This window comes from Flagellimonas okinawensis, assembly GCF_029194005.1.
Classification (GTDB): domain Bacteria; phylum Bacteroidota; class Bacteroidia; order Flavobacteriales; family Flavobacteriaceae; genus Flagellimonas; species Flagellimonas okinawensis.
Genome location: NZ_JARFVA010000002.1, coordinates 45,282 through 72,036, shown reverse-complemented (window position 1 = coordinate 72,036; position 26,755 = coordinate 45,282). Strand labels below are relative to the sequence as shown.

The 26,755-nt window shown below is 41.4% G+C and carries 24 protein-coding genes and 1 pseudogene; 12 read left to right on the top strand and 13 right to left on the bottom strand.

Annotation, left to right across the window (positions count from 1 at the left end):
* Positions 1-24 precede the first annotated feature (24 nt).
* The 9 genes from sufB to PY091_RS06105 all read left to right on the top strand — a co-directional run bounded on the left by sufB (position 25) and on the right by PY091_RS06105 (position 8,089).
* Entirely contained in the window at positions 25-1,470 is a 1,446-nt protein-coding gene (sufB, locus tag PY091_RS06145; protein WP_275648830.1) for a Fe-S cluster assembly protein SufB, read from the top strand.
* Between the two features lie 39 nt (positions 1,471-1,509).
* Positions 1,510-2,262: a Fe-S cluster assembly ATPase SufC gene (gene sufC / locus PY091_RS06140; protein WP_275648829.1), complete on the top strand. Its 753-nt coding sequence runs from the start codon at positions 1,510-1,512 to the stop codon at positions 2,260-2,262.
* Between the two features lie 115 nt (positions 2,263-2,377).
* Positions 2,378-3,694 carry a Fe-S cluster assembly protein SufD gene (sufD, locus tag PY091_RS06135; protein ID WP_275648828.1) on the top strand — a complete coding sequence of 439 codons (1,317 nt, stop codon included), beginning with the start codon at positions 2,378-2,380 and terminating at the stop codon, positions 3,692-3,694.
* A gap of 27 nt (positions 3,695-3,721) precedes the next feature.
* Complete coding sequence (locus PY091_RS06130) at positions 3,722-4,948, top strand: aminotransferase class V-fold PLP-dependent enzyme (protein WP_275648827.1); 1,227 nt, start codon at positions 3,722-3,724, stop codon at positions 4,946-4,948.
* A 72-nt stretch (positions 4,949-5,020) separates the two neighbouring features.
* Positions 5,021-5,443, top strand: a complete 423-nt coding sequence (locus tag PY091_RS06125; protein ID WP_275648826.1) for a SufE family protein — start codon at positions 5,021-5,023, stop codon at positions 5,441-5,443.
* Positions 5,444-5,450: 7 nt separating this feature from the next.
* On the top strand, positions 5,451-5,780 hold the full coding sequence (locus PY091_RS06120) for an iron-sulfur cluster assembly protein (protein ID WP_100816841.1): 330 nt from the start codon (positions 5,451-5,453) through the stop codon (positions 5,778-5,780).
* 22 nt (positions 5,781-5,802) lie between these two features.
* On the top strand, positions 5,803-6,036 hold the full coding sequence (locus PY091_RS06115) for a TIGR03643 family protein (RefSeq protein ID WP_275648825.1): 234 nt from the start codon (positions 5,803-5,805) through the stop codon (positions 6,034-6,036).
* Positions 6,037-6,079: 43 nt separating this feature from the next.
* Positions 6,080-6,586, top strand: a complete 507-nt coding sequence (locus tag PY091_RS06110) for a DUF2480 family protein (RefSeq protein WP_275648824.1) — start codon at positions 6,080-6,082, stop codon at positions 6,584-6,586.
* A 570-nt stretch (positions 6,587-7,156) separates the two neighbouring features.
* Positions 7,157-8,089 carry a DUF3078 domain-containing protein gene (locus PY091_RS06105; protein ID WP_275648823.1) on the top strand — a complete coding sequence of 311 codons (933 nt, stop codon included), beginning with the start codon at positions 7,157-7,159 and terminating at the stop codon, positions 8,087-8,089.
* 265 nt (positions 8,090-8,354) lie between these two features.
* Here PY091_RS06105 and hflX read toward each other — a convergent pair whose 3' ends face one another.
* On the bottom strand, positions 8,355-9,566 hold the full coding sequence (hflX, locus tag PY091_RS06100; protein ID WP_275648822.1) for a GTPase HflX: 1,212 nt from the start codon (positions 9,564-9,566) through the stop codon (positions 8,355-8,357).
* A gap of 237 nt (positions 9,567-9,803) precedes the next feature.
* On the opposite strand from hflX, the gene PY091_RS06095 reads away from it, so the two are divergent.
* The 3 genes from PY091_RS06095 (at position 9,804) to PY091_RS06085 (ending at position 15,775) form a co-directional block, all read left to right on the top strand.
* The gene (locus tag PY091_RS06095) at positions 9,804-12,455 is read left to right on the top strand and encodes a M14 family metallopeptidase (RefSeq protein ID WP_275648821.1); all 2,652 of its coding nucleotides are present in this window, start codon (positions 9,804-9,806) and stop codon (positions 12,453-12,455) included.
* Positions 12,442-13,422 (top strand): endonuclease/exonuclease/phosphatase family protein, encoded by a 981-nt coding sequence (locus tag PY091_RS06090; protein WP_275648820.1) that lies wholly within the window; start codon positions 12,442-12,444, stop codon positions 13,420-13,422. Before PY091_RS06095 ends, PY091_RS06090 begins: the two co-directional genes overlap by 14 nt.
* Before the next feature lie 157 nt (positions 13,423-13,579).
* On the top strand, positions 13,580-15,775 hold the full coding sequence (locus tag PY091_RS06085; protein WP_275648819.1) for a S8 family serine peptidase: 2,196 nt from the start codon (positions 13,580-13,582) through the stop codon (positions 15,773-15,775).
* A gap of 210 nt (positions 15,776-15,985) precedes the next feature.
* On the opposite strand, the gene PY091_RS06080 is transcribed toward PY091_RS06085, so the two are convergent.
* The 12 genes and pseudogenes from PY091_RS06080 to hemA form a co-directional block, all read right to left on the bottom strand.
* Positions 15,986-16,699: a 3'-5' exonuclease gene (locus PY091_RS06080; RefSeq protein WP_275648818.1), complete on the bottom strand. Its 714-nt coding sequence runs from the start codon at positions 16,697-16,699 to the stop codon at positions 15,986-15,988.
* 9 nt (positions 16,700-16,708) lie between these two features.
* Positions 16,709-17,179 carry a methylated-DNA--[protein]-cysteine S-methyltransferase gene (locus PY091_RS06075; RefSeq protein WP_275649434.1) on the bottom strand — a complete coding sequence of 157 codons (471 nt, stop codon included), beginning with the start codon at positions 17,177-17,179 and terminating at the stop codon, positions 16,709-16,711.
* On the bottom strand, positions 17,179-18,300 hold the full coding sequence (locus tag PY091_RS06070) for a CNNM domain-containing protein (protein ID WP_275648817.1): 1,122 nt from the start codon (positions 18,298-18,300) through the stop codon (positions 17,179-17,181). Before PY091_RS06070 ends, PY091_RS06075 begins: the two co-directional genes overlap by 1 nt.
* 40 nt (positions 18,301-18,340) lie before the next feature.
* Positions 18,341-19,648: a serine hydrolase domain-containing protein gene (locus tag PY091_RS06065; RefSeq protein ID WP_275648816.1), complete on the bottom strand. Its 1,308-nt coding sequence runs from the start codon at positions 19,646-19,648 to the stop codon at positions 18,341-18,343.
* A 12-nt stretch (positions 19,649-19,660) separates the two neighbouring features.
* Entirely contained in the window at positions 19,661-20,650 is a 990-nt protein-coding gene (gene hemB, locus PY091_RS06060; RefSeq protein ID WP_275648815.1) for a porphobilinogen synthase, read from the bottom strand.
* 19 nt (positions 20,651-20,669) lie between these two features.
* A complete protein-coding gene (locus tag PY091_RS06055) occupies positions 20,670-21,458 on the bottom strand; it encodes a PhzF family phenazine biosynthesis protein (RefSeq protein ID WP_275648814.1) in 789 nt (262 codons plus the stop codon).
* A 28-nt stretch (positions 21,459-21,486) separates the two neighbouring features.
* Positions 21,487-22,389 (bottom strand): oxygen-dependent coproporphyrinogen oxidase, encoded by a 903-nt coding sequence (gene hemF, locus PY091_RS06050; protein WP_275648813.1) that lies wholly within the window; start codon positions 22,387-22,389, stop codon positions 21,487-21,489.
* Positions 22,386-22,877: a DUF6973 domain-containing protein gene (locus tag PY091_RS06045; RefSeq protein WP_275648812.1), complete on the bottom strand. Its 492-nt coding sequence runs from the start codon at positions 22,875-22,877 to the stop codon at positions 22,386-22,388. The genes hemF and PY091_RS06045 overlap by 4 nt, the downstream gene beginning before the upstream one ends.
* Entirely contained in the window at positions 22,874-23,899 is a 1,026-nt protein-coding gene (gene hemE / locus PY091_RS06040) for a uroporphyrinogen decarboxylase (RefSeq protein WP_275648811.1), read from the bottom strand. Before hemE ends, PY091_RS06045 begins: the two co-directional genes overlap by 4 nt.
* A gap of 2 nt (positions 23,900-23,901) precedes the next feature.
* Entirely contained in the window at positions 23,902-24,558 is a 657-nt protein-coding gene (locus PY091_RS06035) for a uroporphyrinogen-III synthase (RefSeq protein WP_275648810.1), read from the bottom strand.
* Positions 24,536-25,463 (bottom strand): annotated as a pseudogene (hemC, locus tag PY091_RS06030) (hydroxymethylbilane synthase). The gene PY091_RS06035 and the pseudogene hemC overlap by 23 nt, the downstream one beginning before the upstream one ends.
* On the bottom strand, positions 25,460-26,716 hold the full coding sequence (gene hemA, locus PY091_RS06025) for a glutamyl-tRNA reductase (protein ID WP_275649433.1): 1,257 nt from the start codon (positions 26,714-26,716) through the stop codon (positions 25,460-25,462). Before hemA ends, hemC begins: the two are co-directional and overlap by 4 nt.
* Between the last annotated feature and the right edge of the window lie 39 nt (positions 26,717-26,755).

Here is a 26,755-nt window from a genome sequence, read left to right as displayed (position 1 = left end):
TGTAATTGGCTAACTTAAAGATATATGGCTTATACAGAGGAAGAATTAAAAAAAGAACTGGAGACCAAAGAGTACGAGTACGGTTTCTATACGGATATTGAATCGGACACCCTTCCCAAAGGGTTGAACGAGGAAATCGTAATCGCCATTTCCAAAAAGAAAGAAGAGCCCGAGTGGATGACGGAGTGGCGATTGGAGGCTTTTCGTGCTTGGAAGGAAATGGAGGAGCCCGAATGGGCGAACGTAACCTACAAGAAACCCGATTTTCAAGATATTTCCTATTACTCGGCACCCAATAAAAAGCCGAAATACAATAGCTTGGACGAAGTCGACCCAGAATTGTTGGATACATTTAAAAAACTTGGAATCTCTGTGGATGAGCAGAAAAAATTGGCTGGGGTTGCAGTTGATATCGTCATGGATTCCGTTTCAGTGGCCACTACTTTCAAAAAGACTCTGGCAGAGAAAGGTATTATTTTCTGTTCCATCTCCGAAGCCATTCAAGAGCACCCCGAGCTGGTGAAGAAATATTTGGGAACCGTAGTGCCCCAAAAAGACAATTTTTATGCGGCACTGAATTCTGCGGTTTTCTCGGATGGATCATTTTGCTACATTCCCAAAGGTGTAAGATGTCCTATGGAACTTTCCACATACTTCCGTATTAACCAAGCGGGTACAGGGCAGTTTGAAAGGACCCTTGTAATTGCGGATGAAGGAAGCTATGTGAGTTATTTGGAAGGCTGTACAGCTCCTATGAGAGATGAGAACCAATTGCACGCAGCCGTAGTGGAGTTGATAGCTTTGGACGATGCAGAGATCAAATATTCAACTGTCCAGAACTGGTATCCAGGTAATGATGAAGGAAAAGGTGGAGTTTTCAACTTTGTGACCAAGCGCGGGCTTTGCGAAAAGAACGCAAAAATCTCTTGGACCCAAGTAGAAACAGGTTCTGCCGTAACTTGGAAATATCCATCATGTATATTGAAAGGTGATCACTCCATAGGTGAGTTTTATTCCATTGCAGTGACCAACAATTTTCAGCAGGCGGATACAGGGACCAAAATGATACATTTGGGCAAGAACACCAAGAGTACCATAATTTCAAAAGGTATTTCAGCAGGTCAGTCGCAGAACAGTTACCGTGGATTGGTGCAAGTGAACAGCCGGGCAGAAAATGCAAGGAACTTTTCGCAATGTGATTCCCTTTTGATGGGCAACCGTTGTGGAGCGCACACTTTCCCTTACATCGAAGCAAAAAACAAGACCGCGCAGATAGAGCATGAGGCAACGACCAGTAAAATTGGTGAGGACCAGATTTTCTATTGTAATCAAAGAGGTATTGATACGGAAAAGGCAATTGCTTTGATCGTTAACGGATTTAGCAAGGAAGTATTGAACAAACTACCCATGGAATTTGCTGTTGAGGCACAAAAACTGTTGGAAATCAGTTTGGAAGGATCCGTTGGATAAACAAACACCATCATAAAATAATATTTGAAGAAAAATAGCATGCTAGAAATCAAAAATTTACACGCAAGCGTAGAAGATAAAGAAATTCTTAAGGGTATCGATCTTAAGGTGAATGCAGGGGAGGTACACGCCATTATGGGCCCCAACGGTTCAGGTAAAAGTACCTTGGCCGAGGTAATCGCTGGTCAGGAAGAGTTTGAGGTCGGAGAAGGAAATATTTTTTTGGAAGGAGAAGATTTGGAAGAACTTTCTCCAGAGGAAAGAGCTCATAAAGGGGTTTTCTTATCGTTCCAGTATCCGGTCGAGATACCAGGGGTGTCAGTGACCAATTTTATGAAAACGGCCATCAATGAATCCAGGAAAGCACAAGGGCTTGAGGATATGCCGGCGAACGAAATGTTGAAAAAGATCCGTGAAAAATCCGAGTTGCTGGAAATTGACCGGAAATTTCTCTCCCGTTCATTGAACGAAGGGTTCTCCGGTGGTGAGAAAAAAAGAAACGAAATCTTCCAGATGGCGATGTTGGAGCCTAAATTGGCCATTTTGGACGAGACCGATTCAGGTTTGGATATCGATGCACTCCGTATCGTGGCCAATGGTGTAAACAAGCTGCGGAGCAAGGACAATGCAATCATCGTTATCACGCACTACCAAAGGTTGTTGGACTATATCGTACCCGATTTTGTACATGTACTTTACAATGGTAAGATCGTAAAATCGGGAACCAAGGAATTGGCCTTGGAGCTCGAAGAAAAGGGTTACGATTGGTTAAAGGAAGAAGCTGCGGTATAACCAGTATTGTAATTCCCATGAAAATGGGAATCCAAATGAAAAAGAATCATTAATTAGATTCCTGCTGGAGTTTATACTGAGTTAAACGAAGTGCAGGAATGACAATTAAAAACGAATGGATTTAAAGGAAAAATTAGTCTCCTCTTTTATGGCCTTTGAAGACGGTCTGGATCTGGATCATCCGGTGCACGAAGAAAGGTCAAGGGCAATCAAAAATTTTGAGACAAAAGGGTTTCCCTCCAAAAAGGAAGAGGCTTGGAAATATACGTCGTTGAAGAGCCTACAAAAAATAGACTTCAGCATATTTCCAAAGCAAGAATCAGCTTTGGAGTACAAGGATGTCAAAAAGTATTTCCTTCATGAAATTGACACTTATAAAATAGTCTTTGTTGATGGGGTTTATAGCTCGTACTTGTCGGAGACGACGCATGATGGTGTAGACGTATGTTTGATGAGCTCTGCCTTCAGCAAACCCATGTTCCAACAGGTTATTGAGGTATATTTTAACAAGGCCGCTTCAAAAGAGGAATCTTTGACAACCTTGAACACCGCTTTTAGTAAGGAAGGTGCATATATCTACATCCCAAAGAACAAAATGCCAAAGAAGCCCATCCAGATATTGCATTTGGCAACGGGTAACGAGGCAGCTTTGATGCTGCAACCACGTAACCTGATCGTTGCAGAGGACAACGCGGAGGTTCAAATTATTGAGAGGCACCAAAGTTTGACCGGCAATGAAGTTTTTACCAATTCAGTAACAGAGATTTTTGCTGGTAAGGATGCCATTGTGGATTATTACAAAGTACAGAACGATGCCCCAACAGCCTCCCTTGTGGACAATACCTATATTTCGCAAAAGAATAGCAGTGTGGTAAGGGTTCATACCTTCTCATTGGGAGGAAAACTCATTCGAAACAACCTGAACTTTTATCAAAATGGGGAGCGAATCGATTCTACTTTAAAGGGAGTTACCATTTTAGGAGACAAACAGCATGTGGATCACCATACACTGGTACACCATGCGCAACCTAATTGCGAGAGCCATCAAGATTACAAGGGTATATTTGGCGATAGTTCTACAGGGGTCTTTAATGGTAAGATCATTGTGGATAAAATTGCCCAGAAGACCGATGCTTTCCAGCAAAACAACAATATTTTATTGAGCGATAAGTCTACCATCAACTCAAAACCACAATTGGAAATTTTTGCGGACGATGTAAAATGTTCACACGGATGTACCATTGGTCAGTTGGATGAAGAAGCGCTCTTTTACTTAAGATCAAGAGGTATTCCAAAAAAGGAGGCCAAGGCACTTATGATGTATGCTTTCGCCAATAACGTTTTGGAAAGTGTCCGTATTCCTGAGTTAAAGTCACGAATCAACAAGATTATTGCTGAAAAATTGGGCGTACGTATGGGGTTTGACCTCTAAGCTGAAGATTTTCACCATTATATTACCATGACAGAGACCACTTTGGACATACAGGCCATTCGTAAAGACTTTCCCATCCTCCAAAGAGAGGTCAACGGACATCCGTTGGTGTATTTGGACAATGCAGCAACCTCGCAGACACCACGGCAGGTAATTGATACCATTGTGGATTACTACCAAAGGTATAATGCTAATATCCATCGTGGAGTACATACATTGTCTCAGGAGGCAACCGATGCCTACGAAGTGGCACGCCAAAAAATCCAAAAGCACTTTGACATTGCCCATTCCCATGAAGTTATTTTCACTTCGGGAACCACGCAAAGTATCAATTTGGTGGCAACCGGTTTCACTTCTTTTTTAAAGGAAGGGGATGAAATCATTGTGTCCGCCATGGAGCACCATTCCAATATTGTTCCTTGGCAAATGTTGTGTGAACGTACTGGTGCGAACCTTAAGGTAATTCCAATGAACTTGGAAGGGGAGTTGGTCATGGAGAAATACCATGAGCTATTGTCCTATAAGACGAAGTTGGTCTTCTGTAACCATGTATCCAATGCACTGGGAACGATCAATCCTATAGAAGAAATTATCGAGGCCGCCCACAAAGTGGGAGCTGCCGTATTGATTGATGGGGCTCAGGCAGCAGCACACATTAAAGCTGATTTACAAGCCTTGGATGTGGATTTTTATACCGTTTCCGCCCACAAAATGTGTGGACCAACAGGAGTTGGAATGCTCTATGGAAAAGAGGAATGGCTCAAGAAACTGCCTCCTTACCAAGGAGGAGGGGAAATGATTGCCGAGGTTACTTTTGAAAAGACCACTTACGCCGAATTGCCACACAAGTTTGAGGCCGGGACACCCAATATCTGCGGTGGAATCGCTTTTGGAGCGGCTTTGGACTATATGAACAAAATCGGTTTTGGTGCCATTGCCCAGTACGAAGATGAGTTGATGCAATATGCCACGGAGCAATTGCTGGACATTGATGGTTTAAAGATTTATGGGACCGCTGCAAAGAAGACTTCGGTGATATCCTTTAACATAGAAGGCGTTCACCCGTATGACATTGGAACCATTGTGGACAAATTGGGTATTGCCGTTAGAACAGGTCATCATTGCGCACAACCCATAATGGATTTTTACCAGATTCCAGGAACGGTAAGGGCCAGTTTTAGCTTTTACAACACCAAGGAAGAAGTGGACAAGCTGGTAGAAGGCATAAAGCGAGCAAGTAACATGTTGCTATAGGCAAACCGTTATCTTTACCATAAAGACTTGAATGGCAACCCACCGAGTTGTATTTTTGAATAAAACCATCGCATGACCATAAAAGAGATTCAGAAAGAAATAATAGACGAGTTTTCCATGTTCGACGACTGGATGCAGCGTTATGAATACATGATAGAACTTGGAAAATCACTTCCGTTGATAGAGGAACAATACAAAACGGATGACAATCTGATCAAAGGATGTCAGAGTAAGGTGTGGGTGCATGCCGAACTCGATGGTGATAAATTGGTGTTTACCGCGGATAGTGATGCCATTATTACGAAAGGAATCATTGCCATATTGGTCAGGGCGTTCAGTAATCAAAAACCACAGGATATTATCGATGCAGATGTGGAATTTATTGATGAAATCGGTCTTAAAGAACATTTGTCGCCAACACGTGCAAACGGATTGGTAAGTATGATCAAGCAATTGAAATTGTACGCAGTTGCTTATCAAACACAGTTAAAATAAATTCAGAATGAGCGAAGAAACTACCATAGATACACAAGAGCTGGGCGAGAAAATCGTAAAGGTGCTCAAGACCATATATGACCCAGAAATTCCTGTGGATATATATGAGCTTGGTTTGATTTACGATGTATTCGTAAATGAGGAATACGAAGTAAAAATTTTAATGACCCTTACTTCTCCCAATTGCCCTGTGGCTGAAACCTTGCCCGTGGAGGTAGAGGAGAAGGTAAAATCAATAGATGTTTTAAAGGACGTGGAGGTGGAAATCACCTTTGACCCTCCTTGGACCCAAGAACTGATGAGCGAAGAAGCTAAATTGGAACTCGGACTCTTGTGATTAACCCGGAAAATTTCATGAAATGACCACAAGACAAATCGATAGGATTATTGAGATGGCTTGGGAGGATAGGACCCCGTTCGAGGCTATAGAATACCAGTTTGGCCTTAAGGAAAATGATGTGAGGGAAGTGATGAGGAACAACCTTAAACGATCCTCATTTGAGTTGTGGAGAAAGCGGGTTAAGGGTAGAAAAACCAAGCATCAAAAAACATCTCCAGCCAGTAGATTTAGGTCTCAGAACCAAAAATTATAGTGGATTCTGAAAATTGTGACTTTTCACCGAAATCTGAAAACTTATGTCTGAAATTGTAAATAGAGTAGCCCAAAGCAAGTTGATTACCTTCAACCTAGAGGATTATTACCCAAAAGGAGAGCGAAAGGTGTTGGACATCAAGGATTGGTTGTACGAAGGCTTTATTTTGCGTGAGAAGGAATTTCGCGCCCATGTTGATGAGCAAGACTGGTCCACTTACCAAGATTCTTATGTGGCTCTCCAATGTTCCACTGATGCTATTATTCCGGGATGGGCATTCATGCTAATTGCATCCAAGTTGCATCCTTTTGCTAAAAAAGTGGTGCATGGTAATCTTGAAGATTTGGAAACAGCCCTTTACCAATCCATTTTGGAGAATTTGGATATTTCTGAGTTTACTGATAAACCGGTTATTATAAAGGGATGTGCCAATAAACCTGTTCCTGAAAATGCTTATTTGATGGCTGTGACCAAAATACAAGAAGTGGCCAAAAGTGTAATGTATGGCGAAGCTTGTTCTTCAGTACCACTTTATAAGAAAAGAAAGTAATTGTAAGAGTTTTATTTTCTGATTGTTGTCGTTCCGAACGAAGTCACAAATCTCGCCTTTCTAGAATTGTTTCAGGGTCGCACCCAATAGGCATGGAATAACAATTTCCAATGTAAAGCCAAGTGCCGTCAGGATATGGATGTTCGGATAAAAGAGATTTCTCAATATGTGGTCTGCATCTCATCTCGAAATGACAAATGGGTCCTTGATGTCATTCTGAACGGAGTGAAGAATCTGTCTAGGTAAAAGGGTGAAAGGTTGGAAAGGTTTGACACGAATTATAGCAATTTTCACGAATCTCTTTTAGGGTGTATGAAGCCTGGCTTATGCAATATACTTGGGTTACGTCCAATGTCTGAAAGAAATATTGAGGACATGAACCTGAATTACCAATCTTATGGCTAGCTAGATCAGGACATGGATTTTCGGACAACAGGAATTTCTCAATCGATGCTTTGTACCTCATCTCCAAATGACAATGGGATTGACTTGTGGCCAATTTTTAATTGTTCAATGAAAAAGGGTGCGACATTTCTTATTTTAGCATTTCTAAACATTAAACTCCATACTATGAAAAAATTGCTTTTTGCTGCCATGGGGCTACTTTTTGTGGTTTCTGCAACAGCTCAGACAGAAGAAGAGCTCAAGGCTCAAATTGCTCCCAAAAAAGATTCTATCAAGGCTATACAAAAGCGGGTTGATGCACTTCAGTCACAACTGGACGCTTTGCCAGGTTGGAAAATTGGTGCCTTTGGAACGATAGGAGGTAGTATTTCCCAGTTCAATAATTGGTTTGCACAAGGAATCCCTAACAACTCTTCCGGAAATATTGGGTTTACCGTAAATGCTTATGCCAATCTAAAAGAAGAAAAGTTTTTTTGGAGAAATGCCGCAAACCTCAACCTTTCGTGGGTAAAATTGGACGACAAGGACGATCCTAACGACGATGATAGTTTTCGACAAGCAACGGATGTGTTCAACATCACTTCCCTATACGGAAGAAAATTATCGGAGAAATTTGCCGTATCTACCTTAGCTGAATATAGAACCACCATTTTGAGTAATTTCAATGATCCGGGATACCTAGATCTTGGTGTCGGTGCCACTTGGACCCCAATTTCCGATTTGGTTGTGGTGATACACCCTCTTAACTATAATTTCGTATTCAGTAGTGAGGACACTATTTTCGAATCTTCAATGGGTGCAAAGATTGTTGCTGATTACACCAAACAAATAGGAAATATTAACTTTAAAAGTAACCTTTCCATGTTCCAAAGTTATAAAAGCAGTAATCTGAGCAACTGGACATGGACCAACTCTTTTAGTTATACTTTGTGGAAAATGATCGGGGTCGGATTTGATTTTGGTCTTAGAAACAACAAGCAGGAGACCTTGAACTACATTGTGAACAATGCGCCAACTCCAAATCCGGATGCTACATTCGATACAATTGACAATGAACTGCAAACATACTGGACCCTGGGATTGAGCTATAAGTTTTAAGAAACGAATTGACTAACAAAAAAAGCCCTCAATAATGAGGGCTTTTTTGTGGGGTGAAAAATGTTTTTCTGTGTTTTTAAAACCATGTCTAAGTAGGTTAAGATCCGTAAGATCTGCGTTCGACACTAAATGACTTAAAAACAATGTGAAAGTAATTTATCAGTGGTAAATCCCTAAACTTTTGTTGTGAATGCCATAAAATATGTTGTGAAGTCAACATTATTTTACGTTTTGCCCAAGATATCGTTGCATTGACCGAACAGGCCTAATATTCGTCCAAATGTTCAGGGTATAAAAAGTTGTTGTAAGGAAACCTGGTAACGTGAATATCACGAACAGCGTCGTACACTCGTTTTCTGAATTCGTCCATGTTTTCTTTGTTCAGGGCAGAGATAAACAGAGCTTTGTCCCCAATCTTGTTAAACCAAGTGTTTTTCCATTCTTCAAGAGTAAAATGGGCCGTAGTTCGTTCGGTCTCCAAATCGTCCTCATCAATGGTCTCCGGTGTATATTGGTCAATCTTATTGAAAACCATGATACAGGGTTTATCAGAGCTATCGATTTCATCTAAAATCTGGTTTACTGAATTGATGTGCTCCTCAAAGTTCGGGTGCGAAATATCTACAACGTGCAACAGAAGATCGGCCTCTCGCACCTCATCCAATGTACTCTTAAAACTTTCAACCAATTGGGTGGGCAATTTTCTGATGAATCCAACAGTATCACTCAATAAAAATGGAAGGTTGCCCAATACCACTTTTCTAACCGTAGTGTCCAAGGTGGCAAAAAGTTTGTTTTCCGCAAAAACATCGCTCTTGCTGATTACGTTCATTAAGGTGGACTTCCCTACATTGGTATATCCTACCAGAGCTACCCGTACCAACGAACCACGATTACCCCTTTGGGTCTCCATTTGACGGTCTATTTTGGCAAGCTTTTTTTTGAGCAAAGCTATACGGTCACGAACAATTCGTCTATCCGTTTCGATTTCGGTTTCCCCTGGTCCTCGCATACCGATACCACCACGTTGGCGCTCCAAGTGTGTCCAGAGACCGGTTAATCGAGGTAATAGGTATTCGTATTGAGCCAGCTCAACTTGTGTTCGTGCGTAACTTGTTTTGGCCCTTTGGGCGAAAATATCCAAAATCAGACTTGTTCTGTCCAGCACTTTACAGCGCAATAATTTCTCAATATTGTTCTGCTGTGCGGGGGAAAGTTCATCATCAAAAATAACGGAGCCAATCTCGTTTTCCTTAACAAATTGGCGTACCTCTTCCATTTTTCCACTACCGATATAGGTTTTTGGATTTGGCACGTCAATACGTTGAACAAATCTTTTTTCCACTTCGCCGCCGGCCGTGTAGGTCAGAAATTCCAGTTCGTCCAGGTACTCTTTGACCTTCGCTTCATCTTGGTACTGGTTCATAACCCCTATCAGTACCGCCTTTTCATATTCTATTGACTTCTTTTCTAGCATTAAACGGATTTAGAATACAAATCTACGCAATGTTTTGGAAGCTATTTGGAGCATTTTGGTCTTAAACCCCGATGAACAGGGGAAAAATCTATTATTTAATTGTATTGTTCCCTATCTTGAACCCAAAAACCAACCTAAACCAAAAAAATGTTCAGTTTCCAATTTTTCCCCCACTCAAAAAGGTGTACGCTTTCAAATTTATTAACATGTGCATCTTTACTGGCAATCCTAATTCCTGTGTCCTCACTTGCACAAAAGACATCCGTTCCAAATCCTGATGAAGTTATTGGGTTCGAAGTAGGCTCGGACTTCCATCTCGCCACTTATGAGCAGTCCATAGAATATTTTAAAAGATTGGACGCTGCCAGTGATTTGGTGGAAATGCGTGAAACCGGGAAAACCTCCGAAGGGAGAACGTGGTACTATGTTTTGATTTCTTCCAAAGAGAACTTGGCAAAAATTGACCATTACAAGGAAATCTCCCAAAAATTGGCCCATCCTAAAGGGATGACCCGAGAGGAAGCACAAAGGTTATCGGAAGAAGGCAAGGCCATTGTAGACTTAAGTGGAGGACTGCACGCTTCTGAAGTTGCCGGAGCACAACATATCATCACATTGGCGCATCAAATTATAACCGAAGCGGATTCAAAAAAGTTCAAACCCATATTGGATGATGTGATTTTGGTCCTATGGCCGTCATTGAATCCTGATGGACAGGATATAATTGCAAATTGGTACATGTCCAATGTTGGAACACCTTATGAAACGGCAAGAACACCATGGCTTTATCAAAAATATGTGGGCCATGATAACAATAGGGACGCATACATGCTGAACATGTTGGAATCACGTGTGGTTGGACGTACTTGGCGCGAGTGGGAGCCAAATATCATACATGTCCATCATCAATCCTCACCATTTCCTACACGGATATGGCTACCCCCTTTTGCTGAACCCATTGCACCCCAAACACCACCGATTGTAGCCCGGGAAGTTAATATGATCGGAATGGCCATGGCCCAGGAATTGGAGACCGAAGGTCTGCCCGGAGCCGTACATATGGGTAAAGGGTTTGACGCATGGTACCCGGGATACATCGATTATTTGCCCGCCATGCAAAACATACCTTCCTTTTGGACAGAAACCGCTTTGTACCGATATGCAACCCCTTATTTTTATACCATTCGGGATTTTCCGGAGCACAGGAAGGATTTAAGGGTAGAATCTTTATACAACAGTCCATGGAAAGGTGGTTGGTGGAGATTGAGCGATGCCATGCAGTATATGCAAACCGCTTCAATTGCTGTTTTGGATTATGCCTCCAAGTACAAAGAAACCTTGTTGTTCAATAAATATCAGGCTGCAACGACCACAATTGAAAAATATAAAAATGAGCCGCCCTATGTCTATATTATACCGCAAGCACAGCGTGACCCAGTACGTCCGGTAGAACTTTTAAAGCGTCTGGCCTTTAATGGGGTCGACATTTCACAATTGACCGAGCCTATCGAGTATTCGGGGGTCACATATCCAAAAGGCACGTGGGTTATACCCATGGATCAAGAATTTGCCGAAATGGTACGCCAGGTTATGGATGTGCAAGTATATCCGGATTTAAGGGAGTCTCCGGATGGCCCTTTGGAACAACCCTACGATGCCGCTGGATGGACCCTTCCTTTTCAAATGGAGGTGGATGTAGTATCCGGTACTGTTCCAATGAGCGATGCCTTTAGAGAAGCACTAAAACCGGTAGAAGGGACGCCGCTGGACACCACGGACGACGAAAAGGGTGATTTGAATAAAGTGGATTTTGCCCCAGGGGCAGGTTTTGATACCGATGGAGTTGCCGCCGGCATAAAGCCATTGGCAGGACAGCTTAGAGGAAGCGGAAGTACTTTGTGGTTAGACCCAGCACAGAACAACATTTTTCGAGTTTTGGCAGAGGCCATGAAATCAGGATACAGTGTTGGCTATGATATTGACAACAAGAAGTATGGAGTGCGCGGGGTTTCTCGGGGCAAAATCAATCAATGGATCAAAGATTATGCGATAAATGCAAGCATGGGTTCGGGTTCTGGAGATGCCGTTATAAAATCAAGAATAGGTGTATATCGTCAATGGACCGCGAGTATGGATATGGGATGGACACGTTGGTTGTTGGATAATTTTGGACTCCCTTATACTTCTGTTCGGGATTCAGATTTTAAATCCAATAATTTAAAGGACCGTTTTGATGTGATCGTAATGGCATCTGAGTGGTCTGGATCTATTGAAAATGGTTTGGAGCCCGGATCAGCACCTCCAGAATATACAGGGGGATTGGGAGAATTGGGTATACGTAACCTAAACGCTTTTGTAGAACAAGGTGGGACACTGATCACGCTAAACCGAAGTTCCAACTTTGCCATAAATGCCTTACATCTTCCTGTTAAAAATGTAGTTGACCATGTGGATAGGGCTAAATTTTTTACGGGTGGCTCTATTGTACAGGTTGAGACCAACCCAAATCACCCTATAATGGCCGGCATGTTGCCCAAAGCCAATGTATTTGTCTATAATAGTCCTATTTTTAGTACTCAGGAAGGTTTTGAAGGGGAGATATTGGCCAAATACCAAAAAAATGGATCTCCATTAATGTCGGGGTTCTTGGTCGGAGAAGAATACATGAACGGAAATGCAGCGGCATTGGATGTTAAGCATGGAAAGGGCCATGTGCTCCTCTTTGGGTTCCAGCCCCAATGGCGCGGACAGCCCATGGGAACTTATAGAACATTGTTCAATGCGGTGTTATTTACCAATGCTCTCCCAAAAGTGGAAAGAGAGACATCCGGTGAATGGTTCTCCAAACCTTCTCAACGCAGTGGGGAGAAAACCAATGGTAAAGATTGAACAACGAAAAATAGAATCAACATTGGAGAAAAGTAGGCGAAGATTTACCTTGGCATTTTACAATCTTGAAAACTTTTTTGATATCAAGGACGATCCCTACTTATTGGATGACGATTTTACTCCAAAGGGATTTAGAAAATGGAACAATTCCAAATTTGGGAAAAAAGTCAAAAAGATCTCTAAAGCGATTTCCAAAATTGGATTGGACGATTCTGATCATCCCCCAGTTTTGGTGGGAATGGCCGAAGTGGAGAACAAAGATGTGGTACTGGCCTTATTACACTCCAAAAAACTTCGGAATTTCAATTATGATGTGATACACTTTGATTCACCTGATGAGAGAGGAATTGATACGGCCTTAATATATGATAAAGACCATTTTTTGGTGCTGCATTCAGAAACAATACCATTGATGGTTCAAAATACGAATGGCCAACGTGATTTTACAAGGGATATTTTGTATGTACACGGTAAGTTGCACCAAGAGGAAATCCATGTTTTTGTAAATCATTGGCCATCTAGAAGAGAGGGAGCAGAAGAAACCGGTTATAAACGGATAAAGGCAGCCGAAACCATTTTACAAAGGATTAGAGATGTTAAATCCAAGGAGCCCAATACAATTATCATGGGAGATTTTAATGACGACCCTAATTCGGAGAGCATTCAAACGCTTATGGGCTCGGGCATGTTTATAAACCCAATGCAAAAGTTATTGTCTCCCGAATCTGGAAGTGCGAATTACAGGGGAGAATGGAGTTTGTTCGATCAAATATTGATTTCCCACAGCTTTTTAAACTACAAAAAGGGTACGCACAGTTTTGTCAAGGCAAAAATATTTTCACCACGTTTTCTTAAAGAATGGGAAGGCAGATTTAAAGGCAATCCATTCAGGACCTTTGCAGGCTCAAAATATTTGGGTGGCTATAGCGACCATTTTCCTGTGTATATCGTATTGGATGAAAATTAAATTGACAAGTAAGAAAAAAGATACACAACGTAAAAGTATATTTTCACAACATAAAGAGGTAATACACTATGCATTTCATCGAATAAAGTAAGAATTTTATCGATGAATCTTACATTAAATCATACTTTAGTAGTCCGAATCTTACCTAAACTTAATTATGGACTACAGATTTCCTTTAGGGGCCAAGGGAGTGATCTTCTCCATTATATTCGCGATTTTAGGCGTATTTACCACATTTGCCCAATCCGAAACATTAAAAGAACAGATTCGATTTTCCTACGATCAAGGGCAAATGTCCTCTTTTATTTACGAAATGGAAATCGAGCATCAATCCAAACTGAAGAAAATTGCCGAGTTGATCAAGTCAAAAGGTCTTAGAGCAACAGAGAAAGAAAGCAATGGAAATCAAATAGCCCTTAAGGATATCGGTACCGATGGCACCCCATTATATTATACAACACTTAATGATCCAGCTTCACAGACCTCTCGGGCACATACGCTCTACGACAAGGGCCTTTTGAATTTAGGATTGACCGGTACCAATATGGAAGTGGGTGTATGGGACTCAGGTGTCGCACTATCTTCACATCAAGAATTTGATGTCCGTGCAAAAAATGCTGATAATGCTGATGAAGTAAGCTTGCATGCAACCTTGGTAACTGGCAATCTAATTTCTGCCGGTGTAGAACCAAACGCCAAAGGTGTTGCATATGAAGCTCAGGCCTTGACTCATGATTGGAGTCGTGATAAAATTGAAGTTGCAGAGGCAGCTGCCAATGGAATGTTGTTGAGCAATCATTCTTACGGTATTCTGTCCGACAGGGTACCTGATTGGTATTTTGGTGCATATATAAAAGTCACACAAGACTGGGATAGGATTATGTACAATGCTCCTTATTATTTAATGGTGACAGCAGCAGGAAATGCCCAAAAGTCTTATGATAATGATGCTCCAATTTTTGGAAAAACAGCAGATGGTTTCGACCTGCTCCTAGGTTTTACTACCACTAAAAATGGACTGACCATTGCCGGTGCCAACACAGAAATCGATAGCAATGGTGATTTAAAAAAAGCCTCCGTCGCCGGATATAGTAGTTTTGGTCCTGTTGACGATGGCAGGGTAAAACCCGATCTTGCAGGTGATGGCGGGAACATCCTATCAACAAGCTCGATAACCAATAGTAGTTACCAAGTTTCTGCCGGGACTTCCATGGCCGCGCCAGGAGTAACAGGAACGCTTTTGTTGTTGCAACAATATCACGAAGAACTTTTTGGCAATTACATGAAAGCAGCAACTTTAAAAGGACTTGCCCTTCATACGGCCGATGATGTTGATGCCAAGGGACCTGATTACAAAATGGGATGGGGTGTCATGAACGCCAAAGCAGCGGCCGAAACTCTTCAGAACAAAGATTATACTAGTTTGGTAAACGAAGAACGTATATCAAATGGTGAAACATATAGCATAACGGTAAATGCAATTGAAGGTGCTCCACTGATTGCTTCGATTTCTTGGACCGACCCGGAAGCGGAAAACATCAACCGTGGAGATCTTAACAGTACTATAGCGGCTTTGGTCAACGATTTGGATATTAGAATTTCTAAAGATGGAGAAACCTTTTTTCCTTGGAAATTAAATCCTGCAAGAGCAAACGATGCAGCCACTAGAGGAGACAACAAAGTCGATCCCTTTGAACGGGTAGAAGTGGAAAATGCAACTGGCAGCTATATCATTACTATTTCCCATAAGGGAAGTCTTAAAAATGGAATTCAAGACTTTTCCTTGGTAGTAACGGGAGCCCAAGTGTCCAATTGCTCCATTGAGATACCTTCACAGTTTGAATTGGATAGCTCAACCATCGATGCTACAACCATATCTTGGAACGAAGCCGAGGAAACTTTGTTTGAAGTGCAGTATAAAAGTATTGATTCCGATAACTGGAACAGTGAATTGATTTGGGAAAATAGCTTTGAACTTTCAAATTTACAAGAAGGTAAAGTTTATGAGGCCCGCGTGCGTTCCATTTGTACAGAAAGTGCATTATCCGAATTCTCAGAAACTATTGAGTTCGAATTTAATGGAGAAGAAACCTCACTGATCGAAAATGCCCCAATGTTCGTGCCTCAAGAATTGAACATATCGGTATTTCCTAACCCTGCAGTTGATTATTTAAATATCAATGCTGAATTGTCCAAAGATGCAGAGTTCTCCATCGTAACCACTTCAGGAAACGTTATTAAAAAAGGAAAGGCCGAAGGGACCGTTAATGTTTCCTCCCTCTCTTCAGGATTGTATGTTTTGGTAGTCCAAGATTACGCTGGAATAAAGAGTACGAAGTTTTACAAGAATTAAAACAAAGACTCAAGACATCTAAGTTCAAAACAAATATTGTCATTTCAAGATGAGATGCAAAGCATCGATTGAGAAATCCCTGTTGTCCGAAAATCCATGTCCATTGGGTGCGACCCTGAAACGAGATCAGGGTGACGGGAATTTTTGTTCCTTTCAGAATGTCAATTTTCTAGCATTCGCCATTTACCCTTATCCTTTCGACTGAAATGCTCAAACTTTTTTAATCTCATCATCGTTCAAAAGCTCTTCATTTCTTAAACGAAGGAATACTTGTGCCGTGGTCACTACATCCAGTTCGCAGTACGTAATAATTCTGTCTATATCCTTTTCCTTGTAGAACACATCCTTTACCATACTGCCGTCCATATCTTCTTTTGGAGAGGGGATTCCTAGCACATAGGCCAATAGTTTTAAAGAAGTATAATGTTTGTAGTCGCCAAACTTCCAAAGCTCCATAGTGTCCAAATGCGGGACTTCCCAAGGTTTTTTTCCGAACAGGTCCAGTTTAAATGGAAGATTGATGCCGTTTATCACCATCCTTCGGGCAATAAAAGGGAAATCGAACTCTTTGCCATTATGGGCACACAATAAGTGTTTTGTTTGACTAAAATGCTCTTTGAGTAGTTGTTTGAACTCTTTTAAAATTTTGGTTTCTTCTCCATGGAAGGAAGTGGCCCTAAAATTTCGGTTTTCTCCTTTGTGAGTGAAATATCCCACCGAAATACAGACAATCTTGCCAAATTCAGCCCAAATACCTGCCCTATCGTAAAACTCTTCAGGCGTAAAGTCTTCTTTTCGCTGGTACTGTGTTTTTTGTTCCCATAATTGCTGGGCGGTTTCATCCAAGTCGGAGAAATGTTGTTTTTGGGGTACGGTCTCGATATCCAAAAAGAGGATATGTTCCAGGTTAAGTTTATATAGCATGGTAGCAAATTAAAAAAGAGTCGTCTGCTTTGCAGGACTCTCATGTTCTAATAACCATTTTTTTCTATGCAGTCCACCTGCATAGCCTGTGAGGTCTCCGTTGGTTCCTATTACACGATGACAAGGAACCACAATCCAAAGTGGATTTTTGCCATTGGCCGAGGCTACTGCACGAATGGCCTTTACGTCACCGAGTTGTTTGGAAAGTTCCAAATAAGAAATAGTTTTTCCAAAGGGAATTTGTAACAAGGCATCCCACACCTTTTTCTGAAAATCGGTTCCGGACGGATTTAATTTCAGGTTAAATACCGTTCGGTTTCCCTTAAAATATTCTTGAAATTGCTGAGCGGCGTCCTTTAGAACTTCTGGAATTGTACCGTTTGGTATTTTGTTTTCTAAAACAGTGATTGAAGCAAGGCCTTCTTCATTGCCTTTTAATTCAGCTGTTCCTATAGGTGTCTGTACATAAGCAATTTCCATCACTCTATTTCATCTTCATCTTCAATAATTCCCAATCGCTTTGCTCGGGCATGCCAGTTCTTTCTAGCGAGCTTTTGAAGGTCTTCCACATTATCACTTTCATCCATAATCTCGAATCCGAGCAAGGTTTCGATTACATCTTCCATTGTAACCAAACCACTTACCGAACCATACTCATCCACCACCAAAGAAATGTGTTCCCGTTTTTGGACAAATTTTTTGAAAAGGTCATTAATGGATTTGCTCCGATTGGTGACCAATAGTTCTCTTCGAATGGTCGCCAAGGTTTCATTTCCTTTTTTATTTACAATTGCTTCCAACAACTCATCTTTTAAAAAGAAACCTGTGATATTGTCCATACGATCCTTGTAAAGAGGAATCCTAGAGAAGCGCAAGGGCCTATTTTTTTCAAAGAACTCTTTTATAGGTGTATCTTCCGATGCAATTTTCATAACGGTTCTTGGTGTCATCACATCGCGGGCCAGGATTTCATCAAAATAGAGCAAGTTTTTGATCATTTTTGATTCCGATTCCTTAAACACCCCTTCTTCATGTGCAATCTCTGTCATCGCACTAAAATCCTCACGGCTCAACACACTTCCATGTTCTCCTTTGGCACCGACCAGTTTAGTAAACAATTGTAGCAACCATAGCAGTCCTGTCCATTTTAGGATGAACACCATAATGTTTAGTGCTTTGCTGGTAAAGTTGGCCAACTGCTTCCAAAAAGTCGCTCCAATGGTCTTCGGAATGATTTCAGAGGCTACCAAAATCAATATCGTCATAAGAGTGGAAACAATGCCCACCATAAGGTCTTCTGTCAAAGGAAAACCAAAAATGGTACGTTCGGTACTTCCATACATTTCCGCATAAGCGGCCTTTGCCTGTACCCCAACCAAAATAGCACCAACTGTATGCGCAATGGTGTTTAGGGTTAGTATGGCGATGAGCGGCTTGTCAACATCTTTCTTAAGGGTTTCCAAGGTGACCGCATAATCTTTTCCCTCTTGCTTTTTTACATTGATAAAGGTAGGTGTGATACTTAACAGCACCGCCTCCAAAATGGAGCATAGAAATGAAAAGAAAATGGAAATAAGGGCATAAAATAGTAGTAGTCCCATAGAATGGCAGAATGTTTAGTACCAAGATAGGGAATAGGAATTAATTTTGAATGTTTAATCCTTCTGCTTTGTAAAAAACATCCTGAAGCGCCTGTCGAATATCCAAACTATATAATTTTCGATGGTCTCGTGAGGGGTATACCCGGTTGGAAAGAAAAATGAAGGTCAATTTTTTGACGGGATCTGCCCAAACAAATGTTCCTGTAAATCCAGAATGCCCAAAACTTTCCGGTGATGCCAAAGGCGAAGGGTAGGATTCTTCCAAAGGGATTTCGGAATTGTTCAATAAGGGTTTATCAAAACCTAAACCTCTATAATTTTCATTTTCGGGATATTGAACGGTAGTGAACTCTTTCACAGTTTCTTGGGAGATAATCTGTTTGCCATCCACATTGCCATAATTTTGATAGAATAGCATCAATTTGGCTAAATCGTCTGCTGTACCAAACAATCCAGCATTTCCGGAAACCCCTCCTTTAAGTGATGCATTCTCGTCGTGCACCCAACCTTTGACCAATGTTTTTCTAAAGAGCGTATCCACTTCGGTGGGAACAATGGCATTCACATATTTATTTTCCCTGGGGAGATACCCCAATGTATGACAACCTAAGGGATGATAGAAATTATCATCCAAATAGGTTTGATAATAGGTTCCTGTGAGTTGCTCTATCAACGTTGGAAAAATCAGAAAAGTGAGACCGGAGTATTTGTACTTCTTTTCGTCCGAGACTTTGGACCGATTGATGATTCGGTTCATTTTCCGTTCAAAACGATTGTTGATGTAGAGTCCATTGTATACCTGACCTTGAAATCTGTTATCCGCTGAATGGTGGACAAACCTCCTTTTAATTTTTCCATTTTTCCGAAGCACTTTCTGTAAAAACACAATGTAGGGCACTAAACCTGCCTGATGTGCCAAAATCTCACGGAGCGTGAGGTCCTTTTTGTCTTTTCGATGTTTCCATGGTTCCCAATAGGTGCTGAAAGGTTTATCGAGATCTAGTTTGCCTTCGTCTACCAACTTCATCAGCGCAGGCAACGGTCCCGATATTTTGGTGACGGAGGCTAGGTCATACAAATCATTCAATGCGACTGGCTGAATACTATCGTAGGTATGGAAACCATAAGCCTTGTGAAAAATAACGGTATCGTTCTTGGCGACCAACAATTGTGCTCCTGGAAAGGCCAAACTATCAATGCCCATTTCCATAATGGAATCCACTTTTTGGTTGATGTAAGCTTCATCAAAACCCAATTTGTGCGGATAGGCATGAATAAGTTCTCGTTGGGCAAACCCAAAGGGCATCACTAAAGTGGTAAAGAAAAACGAAACCGCTAGCTTTTTCATGTAGGTTGAGGTTTATCCCAAAGTACGGATAAAATCCTTCGCAAAATAACTGGCTATAATATCGGCTCCGGCTCTCTTAATGGCGGTCAGTTGTTCCAGCATTACCGCATCGTGGTCCAACCACCCTTTTTCAGCTGCAGCTTTTACCATGGCATATTCTCCGGAAACTTGGTACACTGCAACGGGAACCTCTACTTCATTTTTTATTTCACGAACAATATCCAAATAGCAAAGACCAGGTTTTACCATTACAATATCAGCACCCTCATCAATGTCCATTTGTGTCTCGCGAATGGATTCATACCGATTGGCATAATCCATTTGATAGGTTTTTTTGTCCTTAGGCACATCGGCAATATCCACAGGGGCTGAATCCAGTGCATCACGGAAAGGACCATAGAAGGCACTTGCGTATTTTGCGGAATAGGCCATAATTCCGGTGTTGATGAACCCTTCATCTTCCAATGCCTCGCGAATGGTAAGGATTCTACCGTCCATCATATCGCTGGGTGCCACAAAATCAGCCCCGGCCTTGGCGTGCGACACACTCATTTCAGCTAGTACTTCAGCGGTTTCATCATTTAAGATTTGCCCTTCAGCCACAATACCATCGTGTCCAAAAGCGGAAAATGGGTCAAGGGCCACGTCCGTCATCACCAACATTTGTGGACAGGCGTTTTTTACGGTTTTTATGGCGCGTTGCATTAAACCATCGGGATTCAAAGCTTCCGTTCCCTTATTGTCCTTAAGTTTATCATCAACTTTTACAAAAAGAAGAACAGAGCACAATCCCATTTTCCAAAGTTCCTTTACTTCTTTTTCGAGATTGTCCAAACTCAATCGAAAATAGTTGGGCATTGAGGGAATTTCTTCTTTAATTCCTTTTCCCTCGGTTACGAAAAGTGGAACCAAAAAGTCATCCGGGGTCAAGGTAGTTTCCCGAACCAACCTTCTGATGGATTCGGATGCACGTAGTCTTCTATTTCGTATTAATGGATACATATTTTAGTTTTAAGCTGAATTAAATATCAATTTCTCCTGTTAGATAAAGTACGGCCTTACCTGAAATTTTAACACGCTCGCCTAAATATTCACAGACCAAATCGCCACCTCGTTTGGAAAGCTGTTTAGCTGTCATTTTGGTTTTATCCAATATTTCGGTCCAATAGGGAGTCAATGAAGTATGGGCAGAACCTGTCACAGGGTCTTCAGGAATTCCACAGGCAGGAGCAAAAAAGCGGGAAACAAAATCTACTTCGTCCCCTGGTCCTGTAACAATTACCCCTCGAACGTCCAATTGCGCCAATAAATGATGGTTGGGTTCAATTTCCTCAATTTCGTTTTGGGAGCTATAGACCATCATATAATCGGTTTTGCCCTTCAGGGTTTTTACCGGGGCTTTCCCAATAGCGGTGTCCAACTCCTCAATATTTTGAATAGCAACCAAGTTGTCCGTTGGAAAATCCATGGTTAACCATCCATTATCCGCCTTGTTTACGGTTAGATTTCCACTTCTGCTGGAATAAAACTGAATGGTATCTTTTTCCAGTTCATAAAAATGAAACAGAACAAAGGCAGCAGCCAAGGTCGCATGTCCGCAAAGGTCCACTTCCACTTCGGGGGTAAACCATCGAATTTCGTACAAATCATCTTTTTTTACGGCAAAGGCTGTTTCGGCTAGGTTATTTTCTTGTGCAATTTGTTGCATCAATTCTGGGTTCAACCACGAATCCAAAATGCAGACCGCTGCAGGGTTGCCCCCGAAAGTCTGGTTGGTGAATGCATCTATTTGATAAATTCTCTGTCTCATTGATTTGGTTTCAGGACAAAACTACGCATTAAACCCAAGTTTTTGGGTTTTGTAACACTGCTATCAATTTCTCTTCCTCGCTTCCTTTTTCTGGATGATGGTCATATCGCCATTGCACATGTGGCGGCAGGCTCATCAGGATACTTTCTATACGACCGTTTGTTTTTAGGCCAAAAAGAGTGCCCTTATCGTGTACCAAATTAAACTCTACATAACGCCCTCGACGAATTTCTTGCCAGTTGCGTTGTTCTTGCGTATAAGGGAGATTTTTTCTTTTTTCAACAATGGGTGCGTAGGCATCCAAAAAACTGTTCCCAACCTCGGTCACAAAATGGTACCAGTTTTCCATACTGGTTTCTTCGGTTGCTTTGCAATAATCGAAGAACAATCCACCTACGCCACGAGCTTCATTTCTGTGTGAATTCCAGAAATATTCGTCGCATTTCTTTTTGTAAGTTGGATAAAATTCTGGATTATTGGCATCGCAGGCCTTTTTGCAAATCGCGTGAAAATGTGTGGCATCCTCCTCGAACAAATAATAAGGTGTAAGGTCTTGTCCACCACCAAACCATTGATCTACGATGTTGCCTTGCTTGTCGTACATTTCAAAATAGCGCCAATTGGCGTGTACAGTTGGCACCATCGGGCTTTTTGGATGAATCACCAAACTGAGACCACATGCAAAGAAATCCACATCCTCTACTCCAAAATAGTTTTGCATACTTTTTGGTAATGGACCGTGGACTTTGGAAATGTTTACACCTCCTTTTTCAAAAACAGCACCATTTTCGATGACTCTGGTTCTACCACCACCGCCTTCTTCTCGTTCCCAAAAATCTTGCTTGAACTTGGCGGTCCCGTCAAGTTGTTCCAGTTTATTGGTGATGGTGTCTTGTAGTTGTTGAATGTATTGGTAAAACTTATCCTTCATTGTTCTAAAATATGTACCATTTGGTTTTTATGTTCAGAAAGCGCTGAACTTTCATCAATTTTGATGGATTCAGACGCCATTTTCCCTAACAGCCCAACGATTTCATCCTCCGATTTTTCAGGATGCTGCTCAAAAATGAAGCGTCCCACTCCATTATTGTGTAAATCCATTGCCTTTGGCAATTGTTTGTTCGGAAATGAATCTTCATGCCAATCGGTTACTTTTTTTGCCCAATTCAAGACAGTTTCTTCATTGTTTTGCCATTTAAAACAACGTTTGGCTATCAAATAATTCCAAAAGGCATGTCTGAAGGCATTCGCTGGACCATTTTTATGATGCAGTTTGCCATAGTTTTTGGTTGATATGGAAATGCAATCCTTTGTCGCCTTGATGGTAGGCCAAATAAAGTGAGGTCGACTCAGTCCAATTAGCAAACCTTTCAGTATATTTTTAAAATCGACCCGCTTTGCTATTGCAAAAAGGTTCACTCCTTGTATTCTTTTACTGCATCAATAAATGCTTTTGCATTTTCTACAGGTATGTTTGGTAAAATACCATGGCCCAGGTTCACGATATATTTGTCCTTGCCAAAATCACGAATCATTTGCGTCACCATTTCCTTTATTTTCTCTGGAGGCGAAAGCAAGCGAGCTGGATCAAAATTACCTTGAAGGGTAACATTGCCTCCCGTTAAATATCTAGCATTTTGAGCGGAACATGTCCAATCGACACCAACGGCCGAAGCACCTGAATTCGCCATTTCCTTGAGTGCGAACCAACATCCTTTTCCAAAAACGATGACGGGGGCCTCGTCTTTTAATGCATCCACGATCTGCTGAATGTAATTCCATGAAAATTCTTGATAATCTTGTGGAGACAGCATTCCTCCCCAAGAATCAAAAATCTGAACGGCATTTACACCTGCTTTCACCTTGGCTTTAAGATACGCTATGGTGGTATCCGTTATTTTTTGGAGCAATTCGTGTGCAGCCTTTGGCTGAGTAAAACAAAATCCTCTGGCTTTATCAAAACTCTTGCTCCCTTGACCTTCCACGCAATAACAAAGAAGTGTCCATGGCGAACCTGCAAATCCAATCAGGGGTACTTCGTCGTTCAATTTTTCCTTGGTCATGGTAATGGCATCCATCACATACCCCAAAGTATCCTGAATGTCTGGAACGATTACTTTGTCCAAATCTTCTTGTGAGCGAATTGGATTGGGTAAATATGGACCAAAATTAGGTTTCATCTGCACCTCGATGTCCATGGCCTGGGGAATTACCAAAATATCGCTGAACAAAATGGCGGCATCCATTCCGTATCGGCGTATCGGCTGAACGGTAATTTCCGAAGCCAATTCCGGTGTCTGGCAACGGGTGAAGAAATCGTATTTTTTACGGAGTTCCATAAACTCTGGCAAATAGCGCCCTGCTTGTCGCATCATCCACACGGGAGGACGTTCAACGGTTTCACCTTTTAATGCCTTCAGGAACAAGTCGTTTTTTATCATAATTACTTATAGTGATTTATCGCCTGCACCAACACATTTTCTACAGTTGGTTTGTTGGCTACAATAATATTTTTTGAATGTTTTTGAGCTTCGGAAGCGGTGGTATTTCCAATACAGAACATTGTGCTGTTCCCTAAACTGTTTTCCAAAAGATAGCTTCGGACACTACTGGGACTAAAGAACATAATACCATCAAAATCTCGTTGAAATGCCTTTGGGTTTAGATTTGTCTGGTACACTTCCAGTTCTTTATACTGAACGTTATTTTTAGTCAAAATATTTGGGAGTTCATCCCTTCTTTTGTTGCCGCACAGGAATAAAAAAGACTTATTTTGGTACTTTTTGAATATAATTTCAGCCAATTCTGCAGCATTTTCGGCCATTTCCAAAACTATTAGACCCTTTTCTTCCAAAAGCGATTTTGTCTTTTCACCTACACAAAACGCGTGAAATTTGGATAAATCTAAATTTTTGGTTTGCTGCAAAAATGCCTTTACGGCATTTTTACTGGTAAATATGTAGTTGTTGTAGGTGAATGGGATTTTCACATCAAGAAAATCAATTTTTAGGGCATCGTACTCCACCAATCCCAAACCGGAATTTAGAAACAGCTCCTTTTGGGGCAAACTCAACATTTTAGTGGACAGTACTGTTCTCATTTCTGATCTCTTGCATCAATTTGTCGCCTCCTTTTTTGCAATACTTCATTGGCGCAGGTTTTTCCAAGGTCTTTGGCCTTGGACAGTTTTATTTCTTTTTTGATGTCAATTTTCTTTGTTCCATCCAAAGAGAAAACGACTCCTTTAAAGTAAACGGTTTGATCTTTTATTTGTGCCAAGGCACCGATTGGAGCTGTACAACCGCCTTCCAGCGTGCGTAGAAACTCACGTTCAATGGTTGTGGCGATTTCGGTTTCGGAGTGGTTCAATTTTGCCAATGCCTCTTTGGTAAAATCATCTTCTTCTTTAGCAACTACCAACATGGCGCCTTGAGCGGGAGCTGGAATCATCCAATCCAATTGAATGGCGTCTTTGGGCAATAGCTTGATACGTTCCAATCCTGCCTGGGCAAAAATGGCTCCTTGCCAATCGTTCTCGATGAGTTTAAGTAGACGGGTATTCACGTTTCCACGAAGGTCGACCACTTTGTGTTTGGGATATTTGTTGAGCCATTGGGCCTTTCGTCGCAAACTTCCCGTGGCAATAGTCGCTGGACCATCGGAATTTAAAAAATCGGAACCTTTGTGGACCAATATATCGTGAGTTATGGCACGTTCCAAAACGGCCACTTGAACAATCCCTTTGGGTAATTGTGTTGGCACATCTTTCATGGAATGTACCGCGATATCGATATCCCCTTTGAGCAATGCAATATCCAAGGTCTTGGTAAATATTCCAGTAACTCCAAGCTCATACAACGGTTTGTCAAGAACTTGGTCCCCCATGGATTTTGTCGGCACCAAAATGGTGTCGTATCCCTGTGCTTCCAACTTTTGTTGTACGGTAGTTGCTTGCCACAACGCCAGTTCGCTGTCGCGTGTTCCAATGCGGATTATTTTGCTCATTTGGAGTGTAGTTCTAGCTGAAATACTTTCTGGATAAGTTCCAGACTATCATCGGTATCGACCTCGTTGCTCTTTAAGTGGTTGGCAAACTGCTTTGTAATTTTTTGAATGATCCTGTCCGAGATGATTTCTGCCTGAATTTGGTCGAAACCTTCGATTTTTTTGGTCTGAAAATCGATTTCTTCAGCCTTCATGGTATTTAGTTTGTCCTTTAGTGCGTTGATCACTGGGGCAAACTTGCGGGTTTCCAACCATTTTAAAAAGTCCTTTTTTACCTTTTCTATGATGGCTTCGGCTTTTGGAACATATTCCTTTCTTTTGGCCAAGGTCTCATCGGTAATTTGGGAAAGTTCATCAAGATGTACCAGGGTCACATTGTCTAGTTCCTTTACATCGTCAGATACATTTTTGGGAACGGACAAATCAAGGATAAGTAATGGTTTTTTAGGATAGATCAATGCTTTGGAAACAGTTGGCAATTGAGCACCTGTGGCCACTACTAAAATATCTGCCTTACGAATTTCGGTTTGTAGATCTCCATAATCTTTTACCGTTAATTGAAATTTCCCGGCGATATCCTCTGCCTTTTCCCTAGTCCTGTTGATTAGGGTAATATGGGAATTATTGGAGTGCTTTACCAGGTTTTCACAGGTGTTTCTTCCAATCTTACCAGTTCCGAACAACAAGATGTTCTTCTTGGAAATGTCATCGACATTATCCAGGATATATTTTACCGAAGCAAATGCCACAGAGGTAGCTCCCGAAGAAAGCTCTGTTTCGTTTTTGATGCGTTTACTGGCCTGAATAACTGAATTGCACAAACGTTCCAAGAACGGATTGGCCATATCCTGTTTTTTGGAGCGATAAAATCCTTGCTTTATCTGGCTTATAATCTCAAAGTCACCTAAAATTTGGCTATCGAGTCCTGTGCCTACTTTGAACATGTGCGAAATGGCATCATGGTTTTTATAGACATAGGCTACCTCTTGAAACTCTTCAACGGTTCCATTGGTCTCGTCACAAAGTAGTTTGATAAGTTGGTAGGGATGTTGTGCAAAACCATATAACTCGGTCCTGTTGCATGTGGAAATGGCCAAAAGGCCATCAACCCCAATTTCCTTGGCCTTGCCCAATATATGGTCAATGGCAGGAACATCCAGACTGAACTTTCCTCTAACCTCTGCATCCGCCTTCTTGTAACTCAAACCAACGGCATAGAAGGAATTATGTTTTGAAATATGGTAGTCCCTCATAAAGGATATAAATCGCAGCACAAAAATAAAAGGGTTATG